The organism is Brevibacillus halotolerans (assembly GCF_026891775.1).
GTDB lineage: Bacteria > Bacillota > Bacilli > Brevibacillales > Brevibacillaceae > Brevibacillus_B > Brevibacillus_B halotolerans.
This window is the reverse complement of record NZ_JAPTNK010000006.1, coordinates 196,811-219,256: the sequence shown is the minus strand read 5'-3', so window position 1 is coordinate 219,256 and position 22,446 is coordinate 196,811. Positions and strand designations below refer to the sequence as shown.

Below are 22,446 nucleotides of genomic sequence, written 5' to 3'. Positions count from 1 at the left end.
TACTTGGGTCGTGGGCCGAGTACATGCAAAAAGGATGCATGACTCGGCCTGTTTTTTCATCTTCAAGGGTAAAAAGCTCGGTTACTCCGAGTAACTCATTTAACTGTGAGGGGGTATGGCTATGGATTTCCTTATCCATCTGGCTGAAGGGTTTATTGGAATGTTTAATGAAGGGGGGAAAACATTTATTGGTTTTGTAACAGGGATCATTCCTACGCTAGTTTGTCTGATTACAGCAGTAAACGCATTACTTAAATTTTGCGGTGAGGAGCGAATTGCACGCTTTGCACAAAAGTGTACAGGAAATATTGTGTTACGCTACACGGTGTTTCCCATTATGGCGATGTTTTTCTTAACGAATCCAATGGCATATACCTTTGGACGCTTCTTGAAGGAAGAACAGAAACCAGCTTTTTATGATTCCGCCGTCTCGATGTGTCATCCGATTACGGGTATGTTTCCGCATGCGAACCCTGCTGAGTTATTTGTTTATATGGGAATTGCCACAGGCATTCAGCAATTAGGCTACACACTGGGACCAATCGCCATTCGCTTTTTCATCGTTGGTGCAATCGTGATCTTAATTCGAGGCGTATTGACGGAGTATATCACTAAGATGATGCTAAAACGCAAAGCTCAACAAGCAAGTGTATAGAAGCTGAAAAGGAGGGAGCGGAAATGCAAAACTACCGTGCTGTTCATATTGTCAAAGGCTCTGGCGGCTGGGGTGGTCCACTGACCATTTTACCAACCCATGAAAAGAAATATATCGCTTGCGTAACCGGAGGGGGTATCCATCCTGTAGCGAACAAAATTGCTCAGTTGACTGGTGGTATTGCTGTTGATGCGTTTAACAATAAGGTGGAACCAGATGAAATGGCTTGCGTGGTCATTGATTGTGGTGGAACGGCTCGTTGCGGTGTATATCCCCGCTTAAACGTCATGACTGTCGACATCACGGCCACCTCACCATCTGGACCGCTCATTCAATTTATTAAAGAAGAGATTTTTGTATCTGGTGTACGTGAACAGGATATCATGGAAGCCGAAACAGCAGAGCAAGAAACAAAAGGAGCCTTGGTAGCAGAGAAAGGAATCACAGAAACGGATACAGCTCAGGCTTCATTGTCTCTAACAGGTAAAAGCGCGAAGGAATTAAAGGAGGAAGCCAAAACCAGAGTAGCTGAGATGAAAGCCACCAAACAACCTACTATCATCGAAAAAATTGGGCGTGTGATGGGAGGCATCGTCAATGTTTTTTATCAGGCTGGCCGTGAAACAATTGAACAGGTTATTAAAAATATATTACCGTTTATGGCATTTGTAAGTACACTGATCGGCATTATCACCTATTCCGGTATTGGAGATATGATTGCACGATTTGTTTCTCCTCTTGCTGGTAATCTAGTAGGGCTATTGTTATTGTCAATCATTGCGGCTCTGCCGTTTTTATCCCCAGTTTTAGGGCCAGGTGCGGTGATTGCTCAAGTGGTTGGTGTTCTCATTGGGGTAGAAATCGGTCGAGGAAATATTCCACCACAGCTTGCTTTACCAGCGCTATTTGCTATCAATCCACAGGTAGGATGTGATTTCGTCCCAGTAGGACTTACTTTGGGAGAAGCCGAGACGGAAACAATCGAGGTTGGCGTGCCAGCGGTTTTAATTTCCCGCTTATTTACAGGTCCTCTTGCTGTTGTGATTGCTTATTTATTCAGCTTTGGACTTTATTCAGAATAAGTAATCCATTTGTGTGTGGGATAAAAAATACGCAGGGAGTATTCGTGAAGGAGAGAAACCAATGACAACATTGCTAGAAGTAAAAGCCACCAAAATTGGCGAATTAGTCGAAAGCTTTCTAACAGAGCGTACGCTGATTATTTTTGATGATAATGTTCCAGACGAATTGCACGATATCGCTGTTCTACACACCAAAGCGGATTTGTTTGCACCTGTACAAGCAGGCGATTTTCTGGTTGTTGGAGATAGAAAGTATAGGATTGCAGCAGTCGGAGCAACAGCTAATGAAACACTTCAAAGCATGGGTCACTGTACACTTAGGTTTGATGGAGAGCCTACCCCAGAGTTACCGGGTACCATCCATGTGGAAGAGAATGAGTTGCCGATTCCTGCTATTGATACGGTCATTGCTTTTGTACGTTACTAAAAATCCGTTCCTACAAAATTAAAGGGGAGAAGTAAGATGCTAAACATCAATCGGAAACTAGCTGAATTGGCAAAAGACGGAGGCTCTATCAAGGTAGGTTTGGTCGGGGCAGGGCAAATGGGGCGCGGGCTGATTTCTCAAATTGAGTCGATGAAAGGCATGCGAGTGGTTGCTACAGCCGATATTGCGCCAGAAAATGCAGTGAATGCGTACAAAAAGGCTGGGGTGGGAGATACCGACATTTATGAAACGCAAGATAATGATAAAGCAGATCAAGCCATCAACCGAGGAAGCGTAGTTGTCACGAAGGATGCCTCTCTGATAGCTAGTCTCAAGGAAGTAGACGTGATCGTTGATGCGACAGGGGTTCCTACTATCGGCGCTAAAATGGCATGGGATGGTATTATGAATCAAAAACATGTAGTGATGTTAAATGCGGAAGCAGATGTGACTGTTGGCCCGCTCCTTTCAAAAATGGCTAGAGCCGCAGGGCTGGTCTATACAGGGACAGCAGGGGACGAGCCTGGATGTATTATGGAATTGCATGATTTTGCAGATGCATTAGGATTTGAGATTGTGGCGCTTGGAAAGGGAAAAAACAATCAAGTAAATTACTTTGCAAATCCGGACACGGCGCGTGAGGAAGCGCTCCAAAAAGGTGCTAGTCCGAAGATGATTGCTTCTTTCCAGGATGGAACCAAGACGATGGTCGAGATGACATGTGTAGCCAATGCTACTGGTTTTATTCCTGATATACCAGGTATGCATGGAGTAAAATCAGGAGTGAGAGAATTGCCGGACATTTTCCGATTACAAGAGCATGGCGGTATTTTACATCAGCATAAGATCGTAGAGTATGTGGATGGAATTGCTCCAGGTGTGTTTGCAATCATTACTTCTGATAAAGAAGAAGTACACCATGAAATGCGATATCTCAAAATGGGGAATGGCCCACATTATGTATTGTATCGCCCGTATCACCTGTGTAGTTTAGAAACACCGCTTTCGGTAGCCAAAGCTTATTTAGATCAAGAGCCAACCATTATACCGTATTATGGCTCTGTAGCTGAAACCGTGGCGGTAGCTAAAAAAGATTTGCTGCCCGGTGACGCATTAGATTGTATCGGTGGATTCACGGCATTTGGCAGGATCGTGACAGCTACGGATAAACAGCGGATGAATGCATTGCCGATTGGTTTAATTGGTCCGCACATCCGTCTGAAAAGAATCGTAAAACAAGGTGACTATATTACGTATGACGACGTAGAGTTTATGGAGGAAAACATAATTTTACATCTGCGAAGAATGATGGATGCACAGATGTAAGGAAAGTCTCTAAAATGCCCGTGGCCCAAGAGGAGCTGCGGGCATTTATATTGAAAAGGTACTAGCTTTTGCCAGTTATAAGTCGTTTGGTCCAATTCTCTCGACTATACTGCAAAAGAAAGGCAGTCGGCAATATGGTTCCTGTTGCGTGTCCCTTTGTGTTATTTTTCCATTAGAGTGAAATTGTTTATAAATGCTTTAGAAGGCTCTTCCATAAGTAAAGTAACCTCCTTGCTTTGGAGATCGTATCGATAAACGCCACGTTTTTTTTGATAGGTACCAAGCAGCAGCAAGCCCTGATCCCCGGGTTCAAAAAACGCATCAGAAATCTGTTCAAATGGTGTAAAAGGAGTTTTGGAAGAAGTGGCAAGCTCAAGGAACTGATAGCTTCTAGGCGTAAAGGTGGTAGTAGCACTGCTATAAAAGGCTTGTTTTTGATCAGAAGATAGTGCAAAGAAAGGTAACTCCTCTTTTGTCTCAAACCATTTCTTGATTTTATTTCCCCTATCATCAAACTCGAATACTGTGTAGAGAGGGGGCTCTGCTCCGTCCTGTAGCTGTAGCTGATTTGCTTTTTCAAGATTGGTGAAACTTTCCCCAAATGAGTATAGCCCAGCATATAACCGATTGGTTCCAGGAATGGGTTTTGCAAACTTAACGGTGGTATCCTCCTTATTGGGGTCCCACCAGAATCGGAATTGCTTATGATCCAAATCATAGGAAGCGAGTGGCATGATATGATTGTCTGTTGCCTTTTTGGAGGAAGCAGCCAAAACTACTTGTTTATCAATAACAAACAATTCATTGATAGCGAATAAATCAGTTGTAAGCGTCTGAGATTGCTTTGATGTCAAATCATACACCTGTAACTGATCGGCTAATCCAGATTGATCGCGTCCGGTATAGTAAATCACCTGTCGTTTGACATCCACAGCAGTTAAAGGGTACTGAGATGTATACGGTACTTGTCCTCGCATCAATAGTTTTTTTGTAGATAGGTCATATTCATAGGTAGTGGACAAAAGCTGGTCACCTTCGCCTGCTGTTACAGTAATGGAGAGATAAGGTGATTTGGTAGGGCTACAAGAAACAAGTAAGGTAGAAAGAATCAAAAAGAAAAAGAGGAGTTGTTTTTTCATTGATTAGAATCTCCTGAATAATGTGGTGAATTGCGATATTACTTATTTTACATAATAATAGCGACCAGGGAAACTAGTATAGTCTGAGACTTTTTCACCAAAATCCGCAAGAGTAGGCTGCCAAACATCGAGGACTGCATCTGGTAAGGCACCTATATCATTTTTATATACATAGACAATGCGATCATTATTAAAATTGCGAACACGAATCGAGGTATTGCTTTTTGGATTATCGTATACGCCTTTGGTAGCGGCGTCATATTTTTTTAGTCGATTATCATGATCCCCGATTGCATCAGTGAAGTTGGTGACACGTCCTGTACCTTCAACATCGGTAGCAGTCGCAATAATCTTGTTTTTGTGCGCACCCCACGGGCCATATGTACCTGGGGTTGCTGGTCCCTTTGCCCAAGCTGCTAACACATTTACTCCGTCTAGGGTTACCTTATACAGATCTCCCTCCGCATTGTAGTAGGCAAGCATTCCCTCTTGAGGTTCAATCTCGTTATATACGATTTCTGGGTGTACAGGCAATTGGGCTAGCTCCTCATCAGTTACAATTTCTGAGTGCTGCATTTTTTCTAGTATTTCAGCTGAATATTCTTCACTGACAGAAAGGGCTTTTACCTGTGATGGTTTAGCTTCTTCCTTCACCATAAATGTTCCATTTGAGAATGCAAGAACGGTTTTACCAGGCATCTTTTCGGGCAAAGCCTCTACTGTAAGCTTGTCCTTAGATGCTGTTGATGTAGCGGTACCATCCCATGCAAAAACGCTAGACGTACTTAATAAGCTAACAAGACCGATAGCTGCAAGTGACATTTTTTTCATAGAATAACAATCCTCCTAAAAATTGTGATATAAAACAAATTTCTTATATATTATTTTAAAATTCAGAAAAATTCAATAAAATTTACCGATAGTTGTTGCCGATATTTTCTTTTCAGGATAGCTATATTCTTTTTTGCAGGGGGTACTCTAGTCATTTGCGATGCATATAAAAAAGCTTGGAGAATGAAACTCCAAGCTTTTTCGCTGAGATTAGCTCGTCTTTAATCTGTTGTTTTAGGTTCTTTTATTTTACGTGCAATTCTTGTTTGGCTAATGGTTTCATAGTAAAATTGTCGTTTTCTTCGTAGGATGATCAGTACGAAATGAAGTACTAACACGGACTGATATAAGAAAACTACTCCAAAAATCATAATATAGAGCAGCGGATAGTATGATAGGGTGGTTGGCAATCCATTCAGGATAAAATAACCTATGGAGGTAATTCCGATATTCCCGATATAGAAGGAGATGTTCCGCTTGGCGATCTCTTTTATTGTTAGCTCCTGATGTGCGGTGGATACAACCCTAAGACGCAATAGCCATAGTCCAACGGTTTGCCCTTTGCATAAATAGGTCATTCCTATAAAGTAAAGAATGAAGCAGGCAATGGTAATGATCGGATACTGAAATGTCGTAACCCCCCAGTTCGTAGAAGGCGTATTTTTAACAAACAAATCCGTAAACACAGATGTTAGCTTTTCTACGATTAGAGAATCAATCATGAAGGCCAACAAACGATGTATGTAGCCAACAGGCTTTTCGTCTAAGTTAATCCCTTGATCTAATTGATCCTTAGGAGGGAACATGATCAGTAGAAATGGGGCTATGAAAAATCCAGCTACTGCACCGGACGTATTTAGCATCAAATCATCAATATCAAATAGACGATATGGACAAGTATAAAAGCCATAGAGGGCAGTTAGCTGTGTTATTTCAAAAAAGAGTGACGTTGCAAAGCCTACACCTAATGCAAATTTCCAACCTTTCTTAAAGAAATACCGTACATAGACACCTAATGGCAACAATAATAGGAAGTTAAAGGCTGCTTGCAAAAAGGCACGTTCTCGTAAGGCCGACAGATAGGTAGCTGGTTTGGACCAGACAAGATTTGTCTCCTTGAGAAAGTCTTGTACAAAGGAAAATGGCTGTAAATTGTAATAAACGGTTCCCGGTGATTGGATGGAACAAGTATCAATGATGTCCGGCAAAGGTAGAATCACTAGAAAATAGGCACATAGTGCGTAAAACAAAAAGGAAGACAGGAAAAGGACACGATACCTATTGATGTAGCCATAGCGTCTATAGCTAAAGATCATATAAGGAACAGTCAAGACGAAGGCTACAAGGAGAAAGATGAATAATGCAGTTTGAATTGGTACGAGATAGGCTCCCATTTTGACACTCCTTAGATGATGGAATAGAGGAAGTTTGCAGATTGGCACTCCCAGCTCTCATTTTAACAAAAAAAACAATATTTGAATCGTATACTTTTGCAACTTCAGAGAAAAAAGTGTTAGACAGCCTTCCGTACATCCTCTTCGAAATGAACAATAAACGAAATGCTTTCTTACTTAAATAAGCCTTGAGGTCTTAGAAAGACTCAAGGCTAGTACAGTTTCGATCACGCTATAACATATCTCATGTTTAGGTTTTTGCGTTGCTTTGTGTTTGGTGTCTTTTTTGGCCTAAAAAGGAAGTACCTATCACTCCGACTATAATCATGGCTGCTCCTACGTAATGGTAGTACCCTAATTCCTCTTGTAGAAAAATGACTCCAGCTCGCATTGAGATAAGTGTTGAAAGGTTGTTAAATACGCTCATCTTAGTAGCCTCTATTTTAGATAGAACATAATTGGATAAAAAGGCAGTGCCTACAGAAGACAGAATGCTCAGATATATTGTAGCCAACACAAAGCGCATATCGCTCCAAGGTGCAAAAAAAGCCGAAATGGTACCATTACCGAGGTGCTGGGTCAGGGAAATTCTCAGGAAGGATTAAAGCCACCTACAGCCGCATCAGAAAAGAAAGGGAGACCTTCTATCTTTTTGGATAAAGGTCTCTTATTTTTACCTTTTATGAGTAAACTCCTTTCGCAAAATGGCAAAAATAACAGCGTCAACAAAACAGCCCTTTTCGAAAAAATATTCCTTCAGGAAGCCTTCCTCTCGAAGCCCTATTTTGGTTAAAAGTTTTCTGGACCCCTCATTCTCCGGATTAATAAAGGCCTCAATCCGATTCAAATTCCATTGAGAAAATCCAAATTCAATAATGGCTTGAACCGCTTCAGTCATGATCCCCTGCTGCCAAAACGCAGGAGATAGCTCGTAACCAATCTCTGCTTTGGAATGCTCCGTATGAACATTATGATATCCGCAGGTTCCAATCACTACATCGTCCGCTTTTTGTGTAATGCCCCAGCGAATCCCTTGCTTTGCCATATAACGTTCGTTAAATAAAGAAATGAGGTTTTCTGCTTGTTCTAGTTCTGAGAACGTTTCTAAGTCATAATATTTCATTACTTCATCCTTGGAGAAATAATGAAATAGGGCAGGTGCATCAGAGGGCTGCAACTGGCGAAGAATGAGTCTCTCTGTTTCAAGCTTTGGAAAGATTTGTTCTGGATTCATTTTACCTGTTCCTCTCTTGATCTTCGGTTATTGGTTTATTGTGAAATTGTCAGATAGTTGGAATTATTTTAGCATAAGGAGAAAAATATACAATCGAATTGGATAAAAGATGCAAAGATTGAGGCAAGTTTGCTACAATCATGTTATAAGACCACTGGCAAAGGGTAAAATCGGAGTATTTTGAAAAGAATAAGCAACTAGGAGAGTGAAACATGTACCAAACGATTCAAAATGTGCGTGTCTGGGGAACACCGCTAGATAATGCTGTCTCGCAAGCTGTAACTTGCGCTCAGCATGGAAATGTTGTGCAGGTGTTATTGATGGCAGATCATCATAAAGGGTACTCCCAACCGGTTGGGGGAGTTGTTGTCTACGAAGGACAAATCTCCCCATCAGGGGTAGGTTATGATATAGCATGCGGAAACAAGGCCGTTCGTACTAATTTACTGTATCGGGATATTCAGCAAAAAATGCCTGCTATCATGAACAAAATTGCCAAGCGAATCTCTTTTGGAATGGGCCGCGTTAATAAAGAAAAAGTGGATCACGAGCTGTTTGATGATGATAACTGGAACGTGTATAAGCAAATTGGCAAAAAAGAATACCAATCCCTTTATTCATTGGCGCACAACCAATTAGGGACGGTAGGTAGCGGTAATCATTTTGTCGATATTTTTGTGGAAGAAGCTACGGACGCTGTATGGATTGCGAATCATTTTGGCAGCCGTGGCTTTGGTCATAAGACTGCAAGTGGGTTTCTTAATTTGGCTCACGGTCGTAGTTTTTCCGACAAGGCACCAGGAGAAAGCATGGATCAAGCACCGACTCTGCTAGATTTAGATACGGAAATTGGTGATATGTATCTGCGAGCAATGAGCTTAGCCGGTAAGTATGCTTATGCAGGACGGGATTATGTGATTGATCAGGTATTAAAAATTTTAGGAGCCTCCAGTACGTTTGAGGTGCATAATCATCATAATTTTGCATGGAAGGAAATACATGATCAGAAGGAGTATGTTGTTGTACGTAAAGGGGCAACTCCTTCCGCACCGGGTCAGCTTGGATTTATTGGCGGTAGTATGGGAGATATTTCTGTCATTGTTCAAGGAAAGGATTCGAAGGAAAATAAAGAAGCTTTTTACAGCACGGTGCATGGTGCGGGTAGAATGATGAGCCGAACAGAGGCCGCCGGTCGCCTTAATTGGAAAACTCGCAAGCGTAGCGGAGGAAAGATTACCGAGGAGCAGATGAAAAAAGCGGTGCAGGATTTTGGGGTAGAGCTTCGAGGTGCAGGCCCCGATGAAAGTCCCTTCGTTTATAAAAAGCTTCAGGACGTCCTACAAGCTCACGCCGAAACTCTGGACGTTTTACATGTGTTAAAGCCTGTAGGAGTATGCATGGCAGGGGCGGATGAGTTTGATCCGTATAAGGATTAACACAAGGAAAAGAAAAGACTGACTTTTCTTGTTACACTTTCTTTTCCTTCAGCGTTTGCTTATCCTTTCATTTGGATATTTAATAGAGGAAGGGACAGATTTTTTCGTTCCTTGTTAGGCAAGAGCAGGAAATGGGAGGAGATATCTATGAATAACATCATTGAAACCATGTTGAACCACCGTTCTATTCGACAGTATGAGGATCGTCCGTTATCAGAAGAACAAATTATGACCATTGTCAGATGTGCCCAAGCGGCCTCTACCTCCAGTTACATACAAGCTTATTCCATCATCGGAATTACAGATAAAGAGACAAAACGCAAGTTGGCTGAGCTATGCGGTAATCAACCGTATGTGGAAACCAATGGGCATCTATTCGTGTTTTGCGCCGATTTACACCGTCATCAAGTGATTGCCGAGATGGAAGGGGAAGACCTGTCTCCAGCCATTGAAAGCACAGAAAAATTCATGGTAGCGGTGATTGATGCGACCCTTGCAGCACAGAATGCGGCTCTTGCAGCAGAATCTATGGGGCTTGGCATTTGCTATATTGGTGGTTTGCGCAATCAATTGCAGGCTGTCACAGAGCTTTTAGACATCCCTACTCACGTTATGCCACTCTTTGCGATGACAGTAGGCTATCCATTACAGGAGTCGAGTCAGAAGCCGCGTCTTCCAATTGGGCATGTGTACCATCAGGAGAAATATAATCAAGATAAACAGAGCTATCAACAGCAATTACAGGAGTATAACGCCACGATTTCTAGCTACTATCAGGAACGTACACAAGGCGAACGCTCAGATACATGGACAGGACAGATGGCCAATATGCTGTCCAAACCTGCTCGTATGTATATGAAGGAATTTGTTGAGAAGCAAGGATTGAACAAAAAGTAGGATAATAGGACAGCACTTATTCAGGAAGCGTAATCTCAGTTAATTCGGAGGTAATCTCATGAAGGTGTTAGTGATTGTTGCTCATCCAAATATGGAGGAATCGGTTGTTAATCGCGCTTGGATAGAGGAAGCAAAGAAGCATGCAGCGATTACCGTGCATGAGCTGTATAAGGAATATCCTGATGAACAAATAAATGTAGAAGCAGAACAAAAGCTATGTGAGCAGCATGACCGAATTGTTTTACAGTTCCCTCTCTATTGGTATAGCTCGCCGTCGTTACTGAAAAAGTGGCAGGATACAGTTCTCACACATGGCTGGGCGTACGGGACGAATGGTAACAACTTACACAACAAAGATTTAATCCTTGCGATATCCACTGGTAGCTCGGAGGACAAATATCGTGCTGGTGGCCTTAATCAGTATTCCATGAGCGAATTATTGAAGCCTTTCCAAGCAACAAGTAATTTTATCGGTACGACATTTTTGCCTGCGTATATTTTCCATGGGGTATTTCAAGCAGATGAGCATACGGTTCAAAAGAGTGCAGAAGAGTATGTGCAATATATTGTAGCAGAACGTCAGGTGTAAAGCTTGTGAGATCCAAGACATCCTATTAGGAAGGGGTCTTGGATTTTTTCATGCCTCGTACTTGAACTGTTATGATCTATGGAAATGGAAGAAGGGAAGCTGGCTATCGAGGATAAACTGGAAATAATTGATGGAAAAATCATTTCATGTGCAAGGGGTTCGACTACATTTTGGGCAGGACGTAGCATTTGCTCGATCATGATAGGGCAAAAGTGGAGTAGGACGAATGTGAGTTATCCTTTCCGATTTCGACATCATTTGCAGTTAGTAGCTCCGAGAATTTTCATAAGTATGCACCAAATCCCTGTGTTCAGTGTTAAAATAAGAGAGCAATGACATCTATAACGCAAGGAAGTTGATCAATGATTCGTTGTTACTAGACTCATTCCTTAGCTAGCAGAAAAGAGGTAGAAGACATGGAACAAGTGCAAAACATCTTTTGTGTAGGTCGTAACTATCGTTTACACGCAGCAGAACTAGGCAATCAGGTGCCGACATCTCCATTTCTTTTTATGAAGCCAACCCATGCTCAGGTGATTGCGGATGGACAGGATATCCGGTTGCCAAATGATCAAGGGGCCATTCACTACGAAGTGGAGCTGGTCGTACATATAAATCAAGCTTATCAAAAAGGAATGAAAGCTGACGAGTTAATCGATCGTGTTTCACTAGGCATTGATTTTACCATGCGAGATTTACAGGACCAATTAAAAGAGAAGAAGCTTCCTTGGCTATTGGCGAAAGGCTTCCGTAACTCCGCAATTCTGACTGCAAGCACACCAATTAGCAGTATTGCTGAGCTAGAAAAGGTAGATTTTAGCCTGTTGAAAAATGGTCAGGAAGTACAACGGGGCAATATCACAGACATGATTTTTGACATTCAGTCCTTGCTTGATTTTACAGGTGAGCATTTTGGGCTAGGAAAAGGAGATGTCCTGTTTACAGGCACACCGTCAGGCGTGGGTGCGATTGCAGATGGCGACCATCTGGAGCTAGTTTTTGGAGATAAGGTGTTAGGTAGTTGTGTGATTAAACTGGGCTGATGGATAAAAGAGTCGTGTCAATCATGAATGAGAAGGGCATGTAACAGAATGCCGGAATTTTGACTTGTGTAGGCAACTGTGTTTTTGTATATATTTTGATTGCTAAGGATGAGATCCCGGTTCGCTTTTTAACAGTGAAACGGGATTTTTTTGTAGAAGAAAGGTTAAAGACATAGGGACAATATTCCGAAATTGTGTGACTTATCACATTTATCTTACTGGTAATCCAGCTATGCTGCTTGTTATGGCTATCGTGTTTTAAACGTGGATTTTTTACCTTCTTCCCCACAGCGGATGGAAATAGAAACCATATTCAATGCAGTCAGGCGAATCCTGACGGCTAAAGTTTGATCAAAGAACGATTTCTCTGTTGCAAAATAAAGCAATGCTATGACCGGAAAAGCTATTCCAATTCATAATGCTGCACTCCATCCACATAAGGCGTATGCACATACTCCGATAGAGGAGGAGCCAATAGCACCACCCAAAAAGAAAATAGCCATGAATAGCCTGTTTAATCGACTACAAATTTCTGACCCCAACGAAAAATCGAACGTTGACTGAGCACAAGGTTTGGGGATACTTCTATGTCCAACAAAATAGCTGCGACTACTAGAACAGCTATTCCGACGGGCGAGTTACTTTGAATTATCAGTGGTAGTAATAAAGAAGCGAAGATAACAGCGAAACGAAGACAACAACGAGAGCTATCTCTGTAGCAAGTCGAGTCCAGCCGCGTAATGTCGAAACACCTAAGTCAATCCTTTCCGCATCCTAGCCTCCATGAGTTAACAAGAAACCTTTAAACAAATGAGGGCAATTAAATCCGGTATAACGTTACATGGTACAATGTGTATTCAATTTAATTGAAGAACTCAATTGAAGGATTTCCTCTTCAGAAAGATTTCCAAGGTCAAAGGCTATCAAAAAATGATTGGAATCAAAATAAAACGTAAAATGTTCCGAGGATAACGTAGAAGCTACTGCATTTGTATCATCAAAAACTATGGTTACCTTTCCATTAAAAAAGAATGATTGGAAATCAATAGGATCATCAATATATTTGATATTTTCCCAAGCAGACATATCAAAGACTGGGATGCCAGATTGATCAATAGCTTTTTGACTATTTAAGAAAGTGGGCGACTCATAAGATATAGAAGGTAGTAATAGTGATGTAATGGAGAGTAATTCACCTGAGTCTGAATTAATCCCAATCTCTATAAAGGATTCTTTTAAATCTCCAGTTCTCCAGTATTGAGTAGGAAATACAAATGGAGTTTTCCAGTAAACATTGAACGGAATATAATCATCTAGTTCTAGTGTCTCATGTACTATTTCTTGGATTCCTATTTTTCGTAACATGTATATCCCTCTTTTATCTATATGGCATGCTTTATCAGTGGTAGCAGCTACATCTGTAAATGCCAGGTAAATAGCATCTTTTGAGAGTTAATCGTTTATCAATCACCACTGAATGACTTCTAAATCTAAAAATAACATACTTGAATCTGACATATAGTTTAGGTACCTCTATAAATTTACATATAACCATCCGATCTGAGAATTACATTCTAGTGGCATTATACGTAATAATATAAAAAAGGACAAAAAGATAGTTAATTCTTTTTGTCCTTTTTAGTTACTTTCTACAATTCATATGTCTGTCTATTATAGACAATGATCTGTGATTCAAAATCAATCGTTACTGTTTTATTCACTACTTTATCCAGATGCCACCACCATTCCTCAATTGACATAGAGGAGTTTTCGAAATGATAAATGACTTTCATATGATTATAAATCTCGGATGAGCGGTAAAATAATAACTTATCATACTTCAATAAAATTCTTTTTTGTTCTGCTGATAATAAGTCTTTTTTTTGATGAAGGCTGCTTCTTACATGAAACCCGTGGAGAAACTCGAAGGGGCTTATTAAAATGCTATCAGTAACTGTATCTAGATAGGTTTCAATATATTGCTCTAATTGTTTCATTATTTAATCAACTCCTTGATTTTTCCTAGTTTTTATAACCTTATTTGAATTAAAGAAGTTTATTGGATCGTCTTTTTTGGAAATAGTTTTTTCAAATATTCTATCTTCACCAACTCCAGAGGTTAATTCTGGTTATATGAAGGCGATTACCGATAAATATGTATTAAATAATACCGTATTTATCCGGATATTAATCGGCTTTTATTCCTGCATAATAGAGGAACCTATTATTTATTTGTCTAGCACCTGTACCTTATGTATATACTATACAGCTTCTTGACGAGTCCATAACGACAAAAAAAGATCGCTCTTCTCCTTACTAAGAGTAGTTAGTTAAGGTAGAGAACGATCTTTTTTAATAGACTTGTACAAAAAGACTAATCATGGACTACCAATCAGAAGCGACTATAAAGTAAAGCTCGTTTTCTAAACTTAAAAGTGTGCCAAGAAGTATGTTTCTTTCAGTTTTTGAAAGTTTACACTTGATTTTGCAAGATTGTTATTCAATCTTTCTATCTTTTGAATTATATCGCCTGTTTTCGTTTTAACTTCAGAAAGAAATTGTGCTTTATTTATAATCTCATTTTCCCATCCAGCATCATAGATGCCACAAAGAGGAACAGCAGACACGACTACATTGGGAATCCTATCTGTTGCCAGTACGAAATCAATCAATACATTTTCATTACTATTTTTGAACACGATCCAGTTATCAGGTTCCTCTATGGTTTTAATAGCAGCATAACCCTCCTTTTTTAATAATAAAACAGCATCATTTAACAGTCGAAACCAAAGTATAATCCATTCTCGGAATAAGTTGAATTCATGGACCGTAGCATCTTCACAATAATATCCATATTCCTGCTCATTAAAAGAAAAGAGTATCAACCCTAAGAAATCATCACCGTAATCTTCTAAAAACTCTTCATACGTAAGGGAGGAAATTTCTGATTCAGACAAAGCAAATTGACAATTAATACTAAACATATTAACTCCTTCCTAATAACCAAAATCTTTTAATGTGTATCTATGTGAACCAAAAGCAGTACCAGGTAATCCTTCACTGATATAAATAGTGATTTTTTCACCTAAATATTCAACATGATGTAGACCATCACCTTTTCCTTTTTTAACAACATCTTCAAAAGCAAACTGTACTGCATCTTCGATCTGTTTGTTTGACCATTCTTTGTTGAAATAACTTCTTGGTTTTTTACTTGTGCCGGAAATAGCTATTTCAACTTTCTCACGAGGCAATTTCTTTAGTTGAAAAGGGATTTCATCTTTCACTTTATTAAAGTTATGGCGTGTAGTTATATGTTTAAGAAGTTTATTGCTTAATTTACCGGTTTTGCTTATTAATTCCCCAGTATTCTTAATAATCTTGCTACCATTTTTTCCTATCAAGGTTCCAAAATACCCTAGGGGTAAAGATGGCTCTGCGAAAGATAGAATAACAGAATCACCTTCGAGCATCAGTTGCGTAAATTCACTATATTTACTATGGCCTAAAGAAGCATCTGTATATGCGTACCCCAATAATCGGTCGTTTACTTCACCAGCTTCTGATAGGTATCCCATATCATAGAGATAAACATCTCTAGCAACAGAACATAATAGGTTTGGTTTCCTCTCAAAAGAGCTTCCGCTTTTTTATAATGAGAGGATCCAAGCGTAATGTTTTCGGCACTCTCCGTAATTAATGTAGTTAGCTGAGGATCTTCGTATATTTTGATATCAGTACTATTAACGTCTATAGAGTCAGTAAACAGGCGATGTAATCCTGATTTGTTTGTTGTAAATTTGTAATAAAGAGTATCGGTATTTTCTTGGTCTAATGTTTGAGATGAATGAAGCTCAAGCGTATTGTATGTTGGGAGCATACTGGCTGCTTCAGTAATAAGTTCAGCCGGTCCATAGAATGTAATTGGTTCTTCACTTAAAAGGGTGATCGTTACACGACTATGGGCTGGTAACGCTGTATTGTTAATATAACCTTCATATTCTTGAGTTCTGCCATCCTCTAAATAACGTATGTAGTTGTATTTAGATTTTTCGCGTTTCCCAAATGGTTTAAGTAACGTATCATGATCAGTGTTATTATAAAGAGTGATGCTTTCACCTTGATGTAAAAGTTTATAGGTGAGAGCTTCCTTCTTAGAATAACGCATGGAAAAGTTATCTTTATTGTAAATGAATGTAGCTGGGTTTTTAGAAATACTAGTAAATACGATTTTTTCGTTTCGTAAAACCGTTTTTTCTTTTGAATTTGTTCCAACAACCGAACCCCAAAGATATGAAAATGCATCACTTCTAATCGAACCATCAGACTTGTACTTAGCCATATGAACTAGGTTGTCATCCTTTTTAGAAGTATCCGTCCGGATTTTTTGTGCTTTATCAGAGATATTAACAAATTCAATTGTTTCTCCTTCCTGTAACACAACACGTTCAAGAGCTGGTTCAGAGCTGTCTGTAGAAGATAAATATCTATAATAGCTATAAATGGTAATTGGGTTATCTGATACATTACTAATTAAAGCTCTACCATTAGGTGATAATTTTGGAGGTGTTGATGTATTCACAAACTCTCTGACAAAATTACCTTCGTCATCATAAATTTTATAATCAAATTTATCAGAGGAAGAAACTCGGATTTCTTTCAGACTTAATGGAAAGTCACTCAAATTATCAAAATAATAACTGTCACCCTTTTGCAGTACTTGTTCATAAAAAGGAGGATCAGATTCTTCCTCATTGCGGAACTGAAGGGGATGATAAATGAATGTTACAGGCTCACTTGTCGAAGGTGATACCACAATCGTTTCCTCAGGACTTATTGAAATGTTCGTTGTATGTTTCAAATTAATAAGACCGGGTTCTCCATTACTTTTGTATTTTACATACTTAAAAGGATTTTTAGATGAAGCATTCGTTTGCAAATGAATTAACTTATTACTAATATTGGTAAGAGTCAACGATTCATCCAAAGATAACTCTGTTCTGATCAAAGCCGGGGTATCACTATGTTCTCCTGTTGTTGCATCAAAGGGGGCTACAAATCTAATAGAATCTCCCGAAATTGTGGTTACAACAGCCTTTTCACCCGGTTTTAAAAGAACCCCACCTGCTTGAGATCCAGACCCTTGAGCTACTAAAGCTTTGATTAAATTATCATCAGAGTCATAAAGAGAATAATCATATTTAGGAGAGGGACTTTTCGTTTCTCCTCTAGCTTTCACATAAAATTTGAAATCTGAAGTATTTGTAAATGTATAGCTTTCGTTTCCTTCTAATTCAACAGTCCTCAATGCAGGGGTGTTAGGAAATGAGACTTTTACCTCTGTAGGGTATGTAAAGGTTACAGGTTCATCAGTAATAACTGTAGCGATCATTTTACCTTTTATAGATTTTCCACCTTGAGCATTTTCAAAAAACTCAACAGGTGCACCCTTAGTGTCATACTTTATATATTGGTACAGGTTATTTTTAGAGCTTGTTGCATTACTTGATATTGATATAGCTGTATCACTTTCAAATACAATTGTTTCTCCTTTATGTACAGTTACTTCCTCTTTTACTGCTACGATTGCACGTTTGTTACGCTGCTTGAAATCATCAACATTAGCTTCTGTTTCTTCTGATTCTTCTATTTTTTCTACTTCTTCTAAAACAGTACTATCTTTATTTGTATCACTTGTATTGTTTTCGGGTTCCTTTTCAATAGAATCAGTTGTATCTCTGGATACTTGCTCATCTGATTCTATATCCTCGCTGTTTTCAGAGGATTCAGTGGGGAGAATAGTAGTTGTGTCATCAGGGGAATTATCTTCTTCAGAACCCTGATGTAAGTCCGTAGACTCTTTTTTTGTGCTTCAGATTTGCTGATGGTTGAGAGTTCATCTGAAGCAGCAAATGCTTGAAACGGTGTTAAAATGGTTTGACTAACTAAGCTGAGTAAAAGTACAAATGTAACTAATCTAAAATTCACTTTCCAAATCCCTCCAATATAATAGTTTCGTTATATTATAAGATTGTTAACAATTAACTTTATAAGCGATTCTGTAAATCTACTCGTGTTACTAGGCAGTGATTAATCGTATCCATATGTACCACAATTATAGTAGCTACTCAACTTTATCAGCACTATCAAATTGAACTCTATATCTTCTTGAGTTAATCTTGCTGATATTTCTATAAAATCCTATCTGCATGGTTGCTGAATTTAATGATAGAATGCAATTTCTTTCAAATCTGGTATAGAATCATGCGAAATTGATGAAGACAATTTTAGACTTTATCCAGTTGTTTATAAGGTAATCTTGTGCAATCAAACTGACCAAAATCAGTTAAAAAGATTGGTCCACCAAATCAATACTTTACGATTATATGAATTACTTTATTACCCTTTTTATTTAAGAGAAGCTCTATTCAGCTCATGATTCCTAAGGATGGGGAGTGTATTGCAATACAAATGTAGATATGAAACAGGTGGGAATGGTTGTTAAAAATGTTGCAAATAAAGGTATGAAGTAACAAATAAATAACATTTTTTAGGGGTAAATCTTTACGTTTTCATAAGAGTGCAGTTTTGTAAGAAAATTTTTTTAGAAACTGTTAAGGATGCTACTACTAATGCCGATAGTAATAATAGTCAAGCTTATTTTAAACTAATCTAGGGAAAGAGTAGCTTAACTGGCTAGGAAAAGGTAAAAGGAACGAACCCTTTCACCGGTAATAACATTCTATTGTGAAGTAGTACGTAGGGGGCAGAAGTGCATAAGAAGGTGGAAGCACGTGAATATGCATCGATCCTCTGAACAATGTGCTACCCCAAGAAGAGTGATTATTATATATCAGCTTGGGCATAGGATGGCTCAAGACTACACAACTAAAACACGGAGGTATTATCATGAGAATCAATCACAACGTATCAGCACTAAACACACACCGTCAACTAGGTGTAAACACTGGCGCATCAGGTAAAAACCTGGAGAAATTGTCTTCTGGTCTTCGCATCAACCGTGCAGGTGATGACGCAGCAGGTCTAGCAATCTCTGAAAAAATGCGTGGTCAAATCCGCGGTCTAGAAATGGCTTCTAAAAATGCGCAAGACGGTATCTCTTTGATCCAAACTGCAGAGGGTGCATTAACTGAAACACACAGCATCCTACAACGTATGCGCGAACTAGCAGTTCAAGCATCTTCTGACACAAACGAAGGCGTAGACCGTCAAAAGCTTCAAGCAGAGGTTGACGAATTGTCTAAAGAAATCAAACGTATTTCTACAGACACAGAATTCAATAACCAAAAAGTACTAGATGGATCTTTTGAAGACAAAACATTCCATATCGGTGCTAATCAAGGACAAAGCATCAAATTGAGCATCAACAACATGAGCAATAAAGATCTTGGTGTAAATGGTAACAAAGGTGCAGATTTAGAATTGGCTGGTACGGACATTATTGTAAACAGCAAAGTTACTGCTAATGATCTTTCTATTGAATATACAGCGTTGGGTGACAAAGATGCAAAAGCTGTTGAAAAAACAACGGCTAAATACGACGAAGCCAACAAGAAAATTGTTATTACATTAGCACAAGCTGGTGGTGATAAAGTAAATCCAGGGGCAATCACTGCTACTAAGCAAGATGTGTTGAACGCATTGAGGGAATCTGGAGCAGCATTTGCATCCGCTAAAAAGGATGCAACTGGTAAAGATTTAGATCTTTCCGGAAAGCTTGCTGCTCTGCCAACAGCTCCAGCTGCTAATGCTTTGAAAACAGCTACTGCTGATGACACAATTGGTGTTGATATCTCCACTCAAAAAGCAGCAGACAAAGCAATCACAACGATCAATAACGCACTAAACAAAGTATCCGAAGAGCGTTCTAAACTAGGTGCAAACCAAAATCGTCTAGAGCACACAATCAACAACTTGGGAGCAACTGCTGAGAACTTGACAGCTGCAGAATCTCGTATCCGTGACGTTGATATGGCGAAAGAAATGATGGACTTCACGAAAAACAACATCTTGACTCAAGCAGCTCAAGCAATGCTTGCACAAGCTAACCAACAACCACAAGGCGTACTTCAATTACTTCGTTAATTGATCGTCTATACAGACAAAAGAGACCTAGCCTCGCGCTGGGTCTCTTTTGTTTAAATGATGGTCTCCATCAAGTTATCCTCCATCTCTCATTGAAAGAAAATGACCAATATCTTACAATTGAGTGGACGATGTACGTAATTTTACATCATCCAAAATAGGGATTTCTCTTGTAAGAAGGGGGCACATTATGAAAGCAATAAATGTATTGACAGTATTCATGGCCGTCTCACTAATAGTAATAGGCTGTGGTACACCCAAACAGGCAGACAAGGAAGGTACCATCGCAGTTACAGAAGCTGAAAAAGGAAAAGACACAGCGGAAGGGATGAAGTCAGAAAAGGAAAGCAACAGCAAAACAAAAGATGAGAACACGATTGCTTCGGAGACAACAAGTGATTCAACCACAAACGAATCCACAGAAAATACTACAGTAAAAACCTCGGATAAATCCACAGATAAGCTCACACAACCTCTTGATCCGAACAAAAGCAAGCTACTTCTCGCTATAAAAGACCAGGCTGAGAAAGGTAAGCTGAAAGATATCAAGACTCCATTAGGCACCGCATACAAAGAGATAGAGAAGACCTATGGAAAGCCTAAGAGTATTTCTAATACTGAGTGCTGGACTTTTAGTTATGATCATCCTGAGACCACAGCTAGTTTCTTTTATGACCATGATTCTTGTGGAGAGGAATTAAATCAAGTGAAACCAACAACTAAATTAAATCAAATAACTGTCGATCCAGCGTATTACAACATAACGCTTACAGAAAATGATATTAGACAGGGCTTAGGTAAACCTACTGAGGCTTATGTTAACGAAGCCTATGGCGGCTACGATATGCATTATGATGTCGGAAAATATCAAATATTCATAAGTGTAGATGAAGATTCTCCAAATCGTAGTGTAAATTCTATTTCGGTTAGAATTCCACTTAATAAGTAAAATGATGAATTTCTCTATATATTAATAAGTAAGGAAAAGAAAAAGATTTTCGTATTATTAATGTCCATAGCTTTTTTATGGGCAGGTGCCGATAGCTTTTTTATCAGCCCATACCGGATCGTAATTTTATGGGTTAAAATTCTGTGGATAACCTGCCCATTAAAAATTTATCTGTAACGTTTTGATGACGTAGACCTGACTCATAAGAATTTTATGGGTGATCTATAAAATTTTTATGCTTCCTAGGTTTGTACAAGGATACCAATACTCAGTTAAGAGAAATTACTCGTTCTCGTCTAGGCATGCCATAAATGTTATGTTTTCAAATAAATTAGATTGATTAATTAATGCTTCCATAATTAGCTCTCTATATCGACTAGATAACCAATCGCGATGAAATGTATTTTTGGCGTAGATGATTAGCTCCTGTCCTCTTACTACACAGAATGTATCTGCATACCAGGTTTTAAAAGAATTCATACTGATCCGTTGTTGGATGTAAGCCAGAACGTTGATCCAGAGTTTTTCATCTGCTATACTTCTTTGGTCCATAATCGTTGTAATCCTCTTTTTGGCGTATATGGCACGCTCAGCAGGTGAGAGATCGATTGGAAGTTTGCCAAGCTTGCCTTTTTCACGTAGCTTCATAAAATCATTCGTATAATCATAGCTGGAAGCAAGGTCAATGTGAGCAACCTCCATTACTTGTTCAATATATTGATCGTGCATCAACTGAAAAGGCTTTGGTAACTTTTCTACCAGCTCTTTACTTAAAATGGGAATTGTGCGTCTTACCTTATAGATAATACCACAGTCATTATTATTCTCCTTAGGATTTTGTAGCCAAAACCGATAAATAAAGCCGTTTTGTTCAAGAATGTCCATATATTTATTGAGCGTCGTGGTTGTGATTTGCATTTTTAAAGCGATGGTAGGTAGATCGGGAAAGCAGTAATCCTTATCGCCGTAACAATACCTTGTTAAATGAATATAGAGGGATGTAGCTGTTGACCCCATAACAGCCCCCCAGAAATCTAAAAAATAATTGCTAATCGTAGTAAAGCCTTTGTTATCGATTGGGAGATTTACACCTAGCTTTTCAAGACGAAGAGTCTGAAAATCCTCATAGGTATAATAAATCCGTTGCAAAATCTCTTGATCATATGTTTGCTCCACAGGTTTTCCTTTAACCATTCTAATCCTCGATACAGGTTTTTTCATTCCCGTCTTTTCGATACGATAATATGTCATTTGCTTCAGATCTAGTTGCTTCTTTTTTTTCATGGAAATGAGTCCCCTCTAAGAAAAGAAATAATAGGCTAATGAGTACCCCTCTTC

Annotated in this window: 22 protein-coding genes and 1 pseudogene; 11 read left to right on the top strand and 12 right to left on the bottom strand. The window is 39.1% G+C overall.

Annotation, left to right across the window (positions count from 1 at the left end):
* Positions 1-121: 121 nt before the first annotated feature.
* The 4 genes from srlA (at position 122) to O0550_RS10880 (ending at position 3,490) form a co-directional block, all read left to right on the top strand.
* Positions 122-655, top strand: coding sequence for a PTS glucitol/sorbitol transporter subunit IIC (gene srlA / locus O0550_RS10895; protein WP_003337222.1), 534 nt, complete (start codon positions 122-124; stop codon positions 653-655).
* Between the two features lie 23 nt (positions 656-678).
* The gene (srlE, locus tag O0550_RS10890; RefSeq protein ID WP_258426296.1) at positions 679-1,737 is read left to right on the top strand and encodes a PTS glucitol/sorbitol transporter subunit IIB; all 1,059 of its coding nucleotides are present in this window, start codon (positions 679-681) and stop codon (positions 1,735-1,737) included.
* A gap of 61 nt (positions 1,738-1,798) precedes the next feature.
* Entirely contained in the window at positions 1,799-2,164 is a 366-nt protein-coding gene (locus O0550_RS10885; RefSeq protein ID WP_121474069.1) for a PTS glucitol/sorbitol transporter subunit IIA, read from the top strand.
* A 36-nt stretch (positions 2,165-2,200) separates the two neighbouring features.
* Positions 2,201-3,490, top strand: coding sequence for an NAD(P)H-dependent oxidoreductase (locus tag O0550_RS10880; protein ID WP_003344928.1), 1,290 nt, complete (start codon positions 2,201-2,203; stop codon positions 3,488-3,490).
* 161 nt (positions 3,491-3,651) lie between these two features.
* On the opposite strand, the gene O0550_RS10875 is transcribed toward O0550_RS10880, so the two are convergent.
* The 5 genes from O0550_RS10875 to O0550_RS10855 form a co-directional block, all read right to left on the bottom strand.
* Complete coding sequence (locus O0550_RS10875) at positions 3,652-4,629, bottom strand: hypothetical protein (RefSeq protein ID WP_003344930.1); 978 nt, start codon at positions 4,627-4,629, stop codon at positions 3,652-3,654.
* 42 nt (positions 4,630-4,671) lie between these two features.
* Positions 4,672-5,460 carry a hypothetical protein gene (locus tag O0550_RS10870; RefSeq protein ID WP_258426295.1) on the bottom strand — a complete coding sequence of 263 codons (789 nt, stop codon included), beginning with the start codon at positions 5,458-5,460 and terminating at the stop codon, positions 4,672-4,674.
* A gap of 221 nt (positions 5,461-5,681) precedes the next feature.
* A complete protein-coding gene (locus O0550_RS10865; protein WP_258426294.1) occupies positions 5,682-6,854 on the bottom strand; it encodes a VanZ family protein in 1,173 nt (390 codons plus the stop codon).
* Between the two features lie 250 nt (positions 6,855-7,104).
* Entirely contained in the window at positions 7,105-7,380 is a 276-nt protein-coding gene (locus tag O0550_RS10860; protein WP_258426293.1) for a DMT family transporter, read from the bottom strand.
* 147 nt (positions 7,381-7,527) lie between these two features.
* The gene (locus O0550_RS10855) at positions 7,528-8,088 is read right to left on the bottom strand and encodes a GNAT family N-acetyltransferase (RefSeq protein ID WP_258426292.1); all 561 of its coding nucleotides are present in this window, start codon (positions 8,086-8,088) and stop codon (positions 7,528-7,530) included.
* Between the two features lie 212 nt (positions 8,089-8,300).
* Between O0550_RS10855 and O0550_RS10850 the strand changes: the two genes are divergently transcribed.
* The 4 genes from O0550_RS10850 to O0550_RS10835 all read left to right on the top strand — a co-directional run bounded on the left by O0550_RS10850 (position 8,301) and on the right by O0550_RS10835 (position 12,053).
* Positions 8,301-9,524, top strand: coding sequence for an RtcB family protein (locus O0550_RS10850; RefSeq protein ID WP_003344942.1), 1,224 nt, complete (start codon positions 8,301-8,303; stop codon positions 9,522-9,524).
* Positions 9,525-9,671: 147 nt separating this feature from the next.
* Positions 9,672-10,421: an oxygen-insensitive NADPH nitroreductase gene (nfsA, locus tag O0550_RS10845; RefSeq protein ID WP_096887517.1), complete on the top strand. Its 750-nt coding sequence runs from the start codon at positions 9,672-9,674 to the stop codon at positions 10,419-10,421.
* Between the two features lie 58 nt (positions 10,422-10,479).
* A complete protein-coding gene (locus tag O0550_RS10840; protein WP_068794056.1) occupies positions 10,480-11,010 on the top strand; it encodes an NAD(P)H-dependent oxidoreductase in 531 nt (176 codons plus the stop codon).
* Positions 11,011-11,426: 416 nt separating this feature from the next.
* Positions 11,427-12,053, top strand: a complete 627-nt coding sequence (locus O0550_RS10835) for a fumarylacetoacetate hydrolase family protein (RefSeq protein ID WP_003344950.1) — start codon at positions 11,427-11,429, stop codon at positions 12,051-12,053.
* A gap of 413 nt (positions 12,054-12,466) precedes the next feature.
* On the opposite strand, the pseudogene O0550_RS10830 reads toward O0550_RS10835, so the two are convergent.
* The 6 genes and pseudogenes from O0550_RS10830 to O0550_RS10805 form a co-directional block, all read right to left on the bottom strand.
* Positions 12,467-12,791 (bottom strand): annotated as a pseudogene (locus tag O0550_RS10830) (MFS transporter); the annotation flags it as partial.
* A 99-nt stretch (positions 12,792-12,890) separates the two neighbouring features.
* Positions 12,891-13,418: a hypothetical protein gene (locus O0550_RS10825; RefSeq protein ID WP_003344955.1), complete on the bottom strand. Its 528-nt coding sequence runs from the start codon at positions 13,416-13,418 to the stop codon at positions 12,891-12,893.
* Positions 13,419-13,702: 284 nt separating this feature from the next.
* Positions 13,703-14,050 (bottom strand): hypothetical protein, encoded by a 348-nt coding sequence (locus O0550_RS10820; protein WP_003344957.1) that lies wholly within the window; start codon positions 14,048-14,050, stop codon positions 13,703-13,705.
* 432 nt (positions 14,051-14,482) lie between these two features.
* Positions 14,483-15,037, bottom strand: a complete 555-nt coding sequence (locus O0550_RS10815; RefSeq protein ID WP_003344959.1) for a hypothetical protein — start codon at positions 15,035-15,037, stop codon at positions 14,483-14,485.
* 12 nt (positions 15,038-15,049) lie between these two features.
* Positions 15,050-15,631 (bottom strand): hypothetical protein, encoded by a 582-nt coding sequence (locus tag O0550_RS10810; RefSeq protein ID WP_003344961.1) that lies wholly within the window; start codon positions 15,629-15,631, stop codon positions 15,050-15,052.
* Positions 15,601-17,445: a hypothetical protein gene (locus O0550_RS10805; protein WP_258426291.1), complete on the bottom strand. Its 1,845-nt coding sequence runs from the start codon at positions 17,443-17,445 to the stop codon at positions 15,601-15,603. Before O0550_RS10805 ends, O0550_RS10810 begins: the two co-directional genes overlap by 31 nt.
* A 61-nt stretch (positions 17,446-17,506) precedes the next feature.
* Between O0550_RS10805 and O0550_RS10800 the strand changes: the two genes are divergently transcribed.
* The 3 genes from O0550_RS10800 (at position 17,507) to O0550_RS10790 (ending at position 21,108) form a co-directional block, all read left to right on the top strand.
* Positions 17,507-17,896 (top strand): hypothetical protein, encoded by a 390-nt coding sequence (locus O0550_RS10800; protein WP_258426290.1) that lies wholly within the window; start codon positions 17,507-17,509, stop codon positions 17,894-17,896.
* A 1,066-nt stretch (positions 17,897-18,962) separates the two neighbouring features.
* Positions 18,963-20,159: a flagellin N-terminal helical domain-containing protein gene (locus tag O0550_RS10795; RefSeq protein ID WP_003345395.1), complete on the top strand. Its 1,197-nt coding sequence runs from the start codon at positions 18,963-18,965 to the stop codon at positions 20,157-20,159.
* A gap of 190 nt (positions 20,160-20,349) precedes the next feature.
* Entirely contained in the window at positions 20,350-21,108 is a 759-nt protein-coding gene (locus O0550_RS10790) for a DUF4309 domain-containing protein (protein WP_003345397.1), read from the top strand.
* Between the two features lie 282 nt (positions 21,109-21,390).
* Here O0550_RS10790 and O0550_RS10785 read toward each other — a convergent pair whose 3' ends face one another.
* A complete protein-coding gene (locus O0550_RS10785; protein WP_003345399.1) occupies positions 21,391-22,392 on the bottom strand; it encodes a DnaA N-terminal domain-containing protein in 1,002 nt (333 codons plus the stop codon).
* Between the last annotated feature and the right edge of the window lie 54 nt (positions 22,393-22,446).

Coding starts and splice junctions, on each gene's coding strand:
- srlA (WP_003337222.1), top strand. CDS start 122: ATGGATTTCCTTATCCATCTGGCTGAAGGGTTTATTGGAATGTTTAAT.
- srlE (WP_258426296.1), top strand. CDS start 679: ATGCAAAACTACCGTGCTGTTCATATTGTCAAAGGCTCTGGCGGCTGG.
- O0550_RS10885 (WP_121474069.1), top strand. CDS start 1,799: ATGACAACATTGCTAGAAGTAAAAGCCACCAAAATTGGCGAATTAGTC.
- O0550_RS10880 (WP_003344928.1), top strand. CDS start 2,201: ATGCTAAACATCAATCGGAAACTAGCTGAATTGGCAAAAGACGGAGGC.
- O0550_RS10875 (WP_003344930.1), bottom strand. CDS start 4,629: ATGAAAAAACAACTCCTCTTTTTCTTTTTGATTCTTTCTACCTTACTT.
- O0550_RS10870 (WP_258426295.1), bottom strand. CDS start 5,460: ATGAAAAAAATGTCACTTGCAGCTATCGGTCTTGTTAGCTTATTAAGT.
- O0550_RS10865 (WP_258426294.1), bottom strand. CDS start 6,854: ATGGGAGCCTATCTCGTACCAATTCAAACTGCATTATTCATCTTTCTC.
- O0550_RS10860 (WP_258426293.1), bottom strand. CDS start 7,380: ATGCGCTTTGTGTTGGCTACAATATATCTGAGCATTCTGTCTTCTGTA.
- O0550_RS10855 (WP_258426292.1), bottom strand. CDS start 8,088: ATGAATCCAGAACAAATCTTTCCAAAGCTTGAAACAGAGAGACTCATT.
- O0550_RS10850 (WP_003344942.1), top strand. CDS start 8,301: ATGTACCAAACGATTCAAAATGTGCGTGTCTGGGGAACACCGCTAGAT.
- nfsA (WP_096887517.1), top strand. CDS start 9,672: ATGAATAACATCATTGAAACCATGTTGAACCACCGTTCTATTCGACAG.
- O0550_RS10840 (WP_068794056.1), top strand. CDS start 10,480: ATGAAGGTGTTAGTGATTGTTGCTCATCCAAATATGGAGGAATCGGTT.
- O0550_RS10835 (WP_003344950.1), top strand. CDS start 11,427: ATGGAACAAGTGCAAAACATCTTTTGTGTAGGTCGTAACTATCGTTTA.
- O0550_RS10825 (WP_003344955.1), bottom strand. CDS start 13,418: ATGTTACGAAAAATAGGAATCCAAGAAATAGTACATGAGACACTAGAA.
- O0550_RS10820 (WP_003344957.1), bottom strand. CDS start 14,050: ATGAAACAATTAGAGCAATATATTGAAACCTATCTAGATACAGTTACT.
- O0550_RS10815 (WP_003344959.1), bottom strand. CDS start 15,037: ATGTTTAGTATTAATTGTCAATTTGCTTTGTCTGAATCAGAAATTTCC.
- O0550_RS10810 (WP_003344961.1), bottom strand. CDS start 15,631: ATGGGATACCTATCAGAAGCTGGTGAAGTAAACGACCGATTATTGGGG.
- O0550_RS10805 (WP_258426291.1), bottom strand. CDS start 17,445: ATGATCGCTACAGTTATTACTGATGAACCTGTAACCTTTACATACCCT.
- O0550_RS10795 (WP_003345395.1), top strand. CDS start 18,963: ATGAGAATCAATCACAACGTATCAGCACTAAACACACACCGTCAACTA.
- O0550_RS10790 (WP_003345397.1), top strand. CDS start 20,350: ATGAAAGCAATAAATGTATTGACAGTATTCATGGCCGTCTCACTAATA.
- O0550_RS10785 (WP_003345399.1), bottom strand. CDS start 22,392: ATGAAAAAAAAGAAGCAACTAGATCTGAAGCAAATGACATATTATCGT.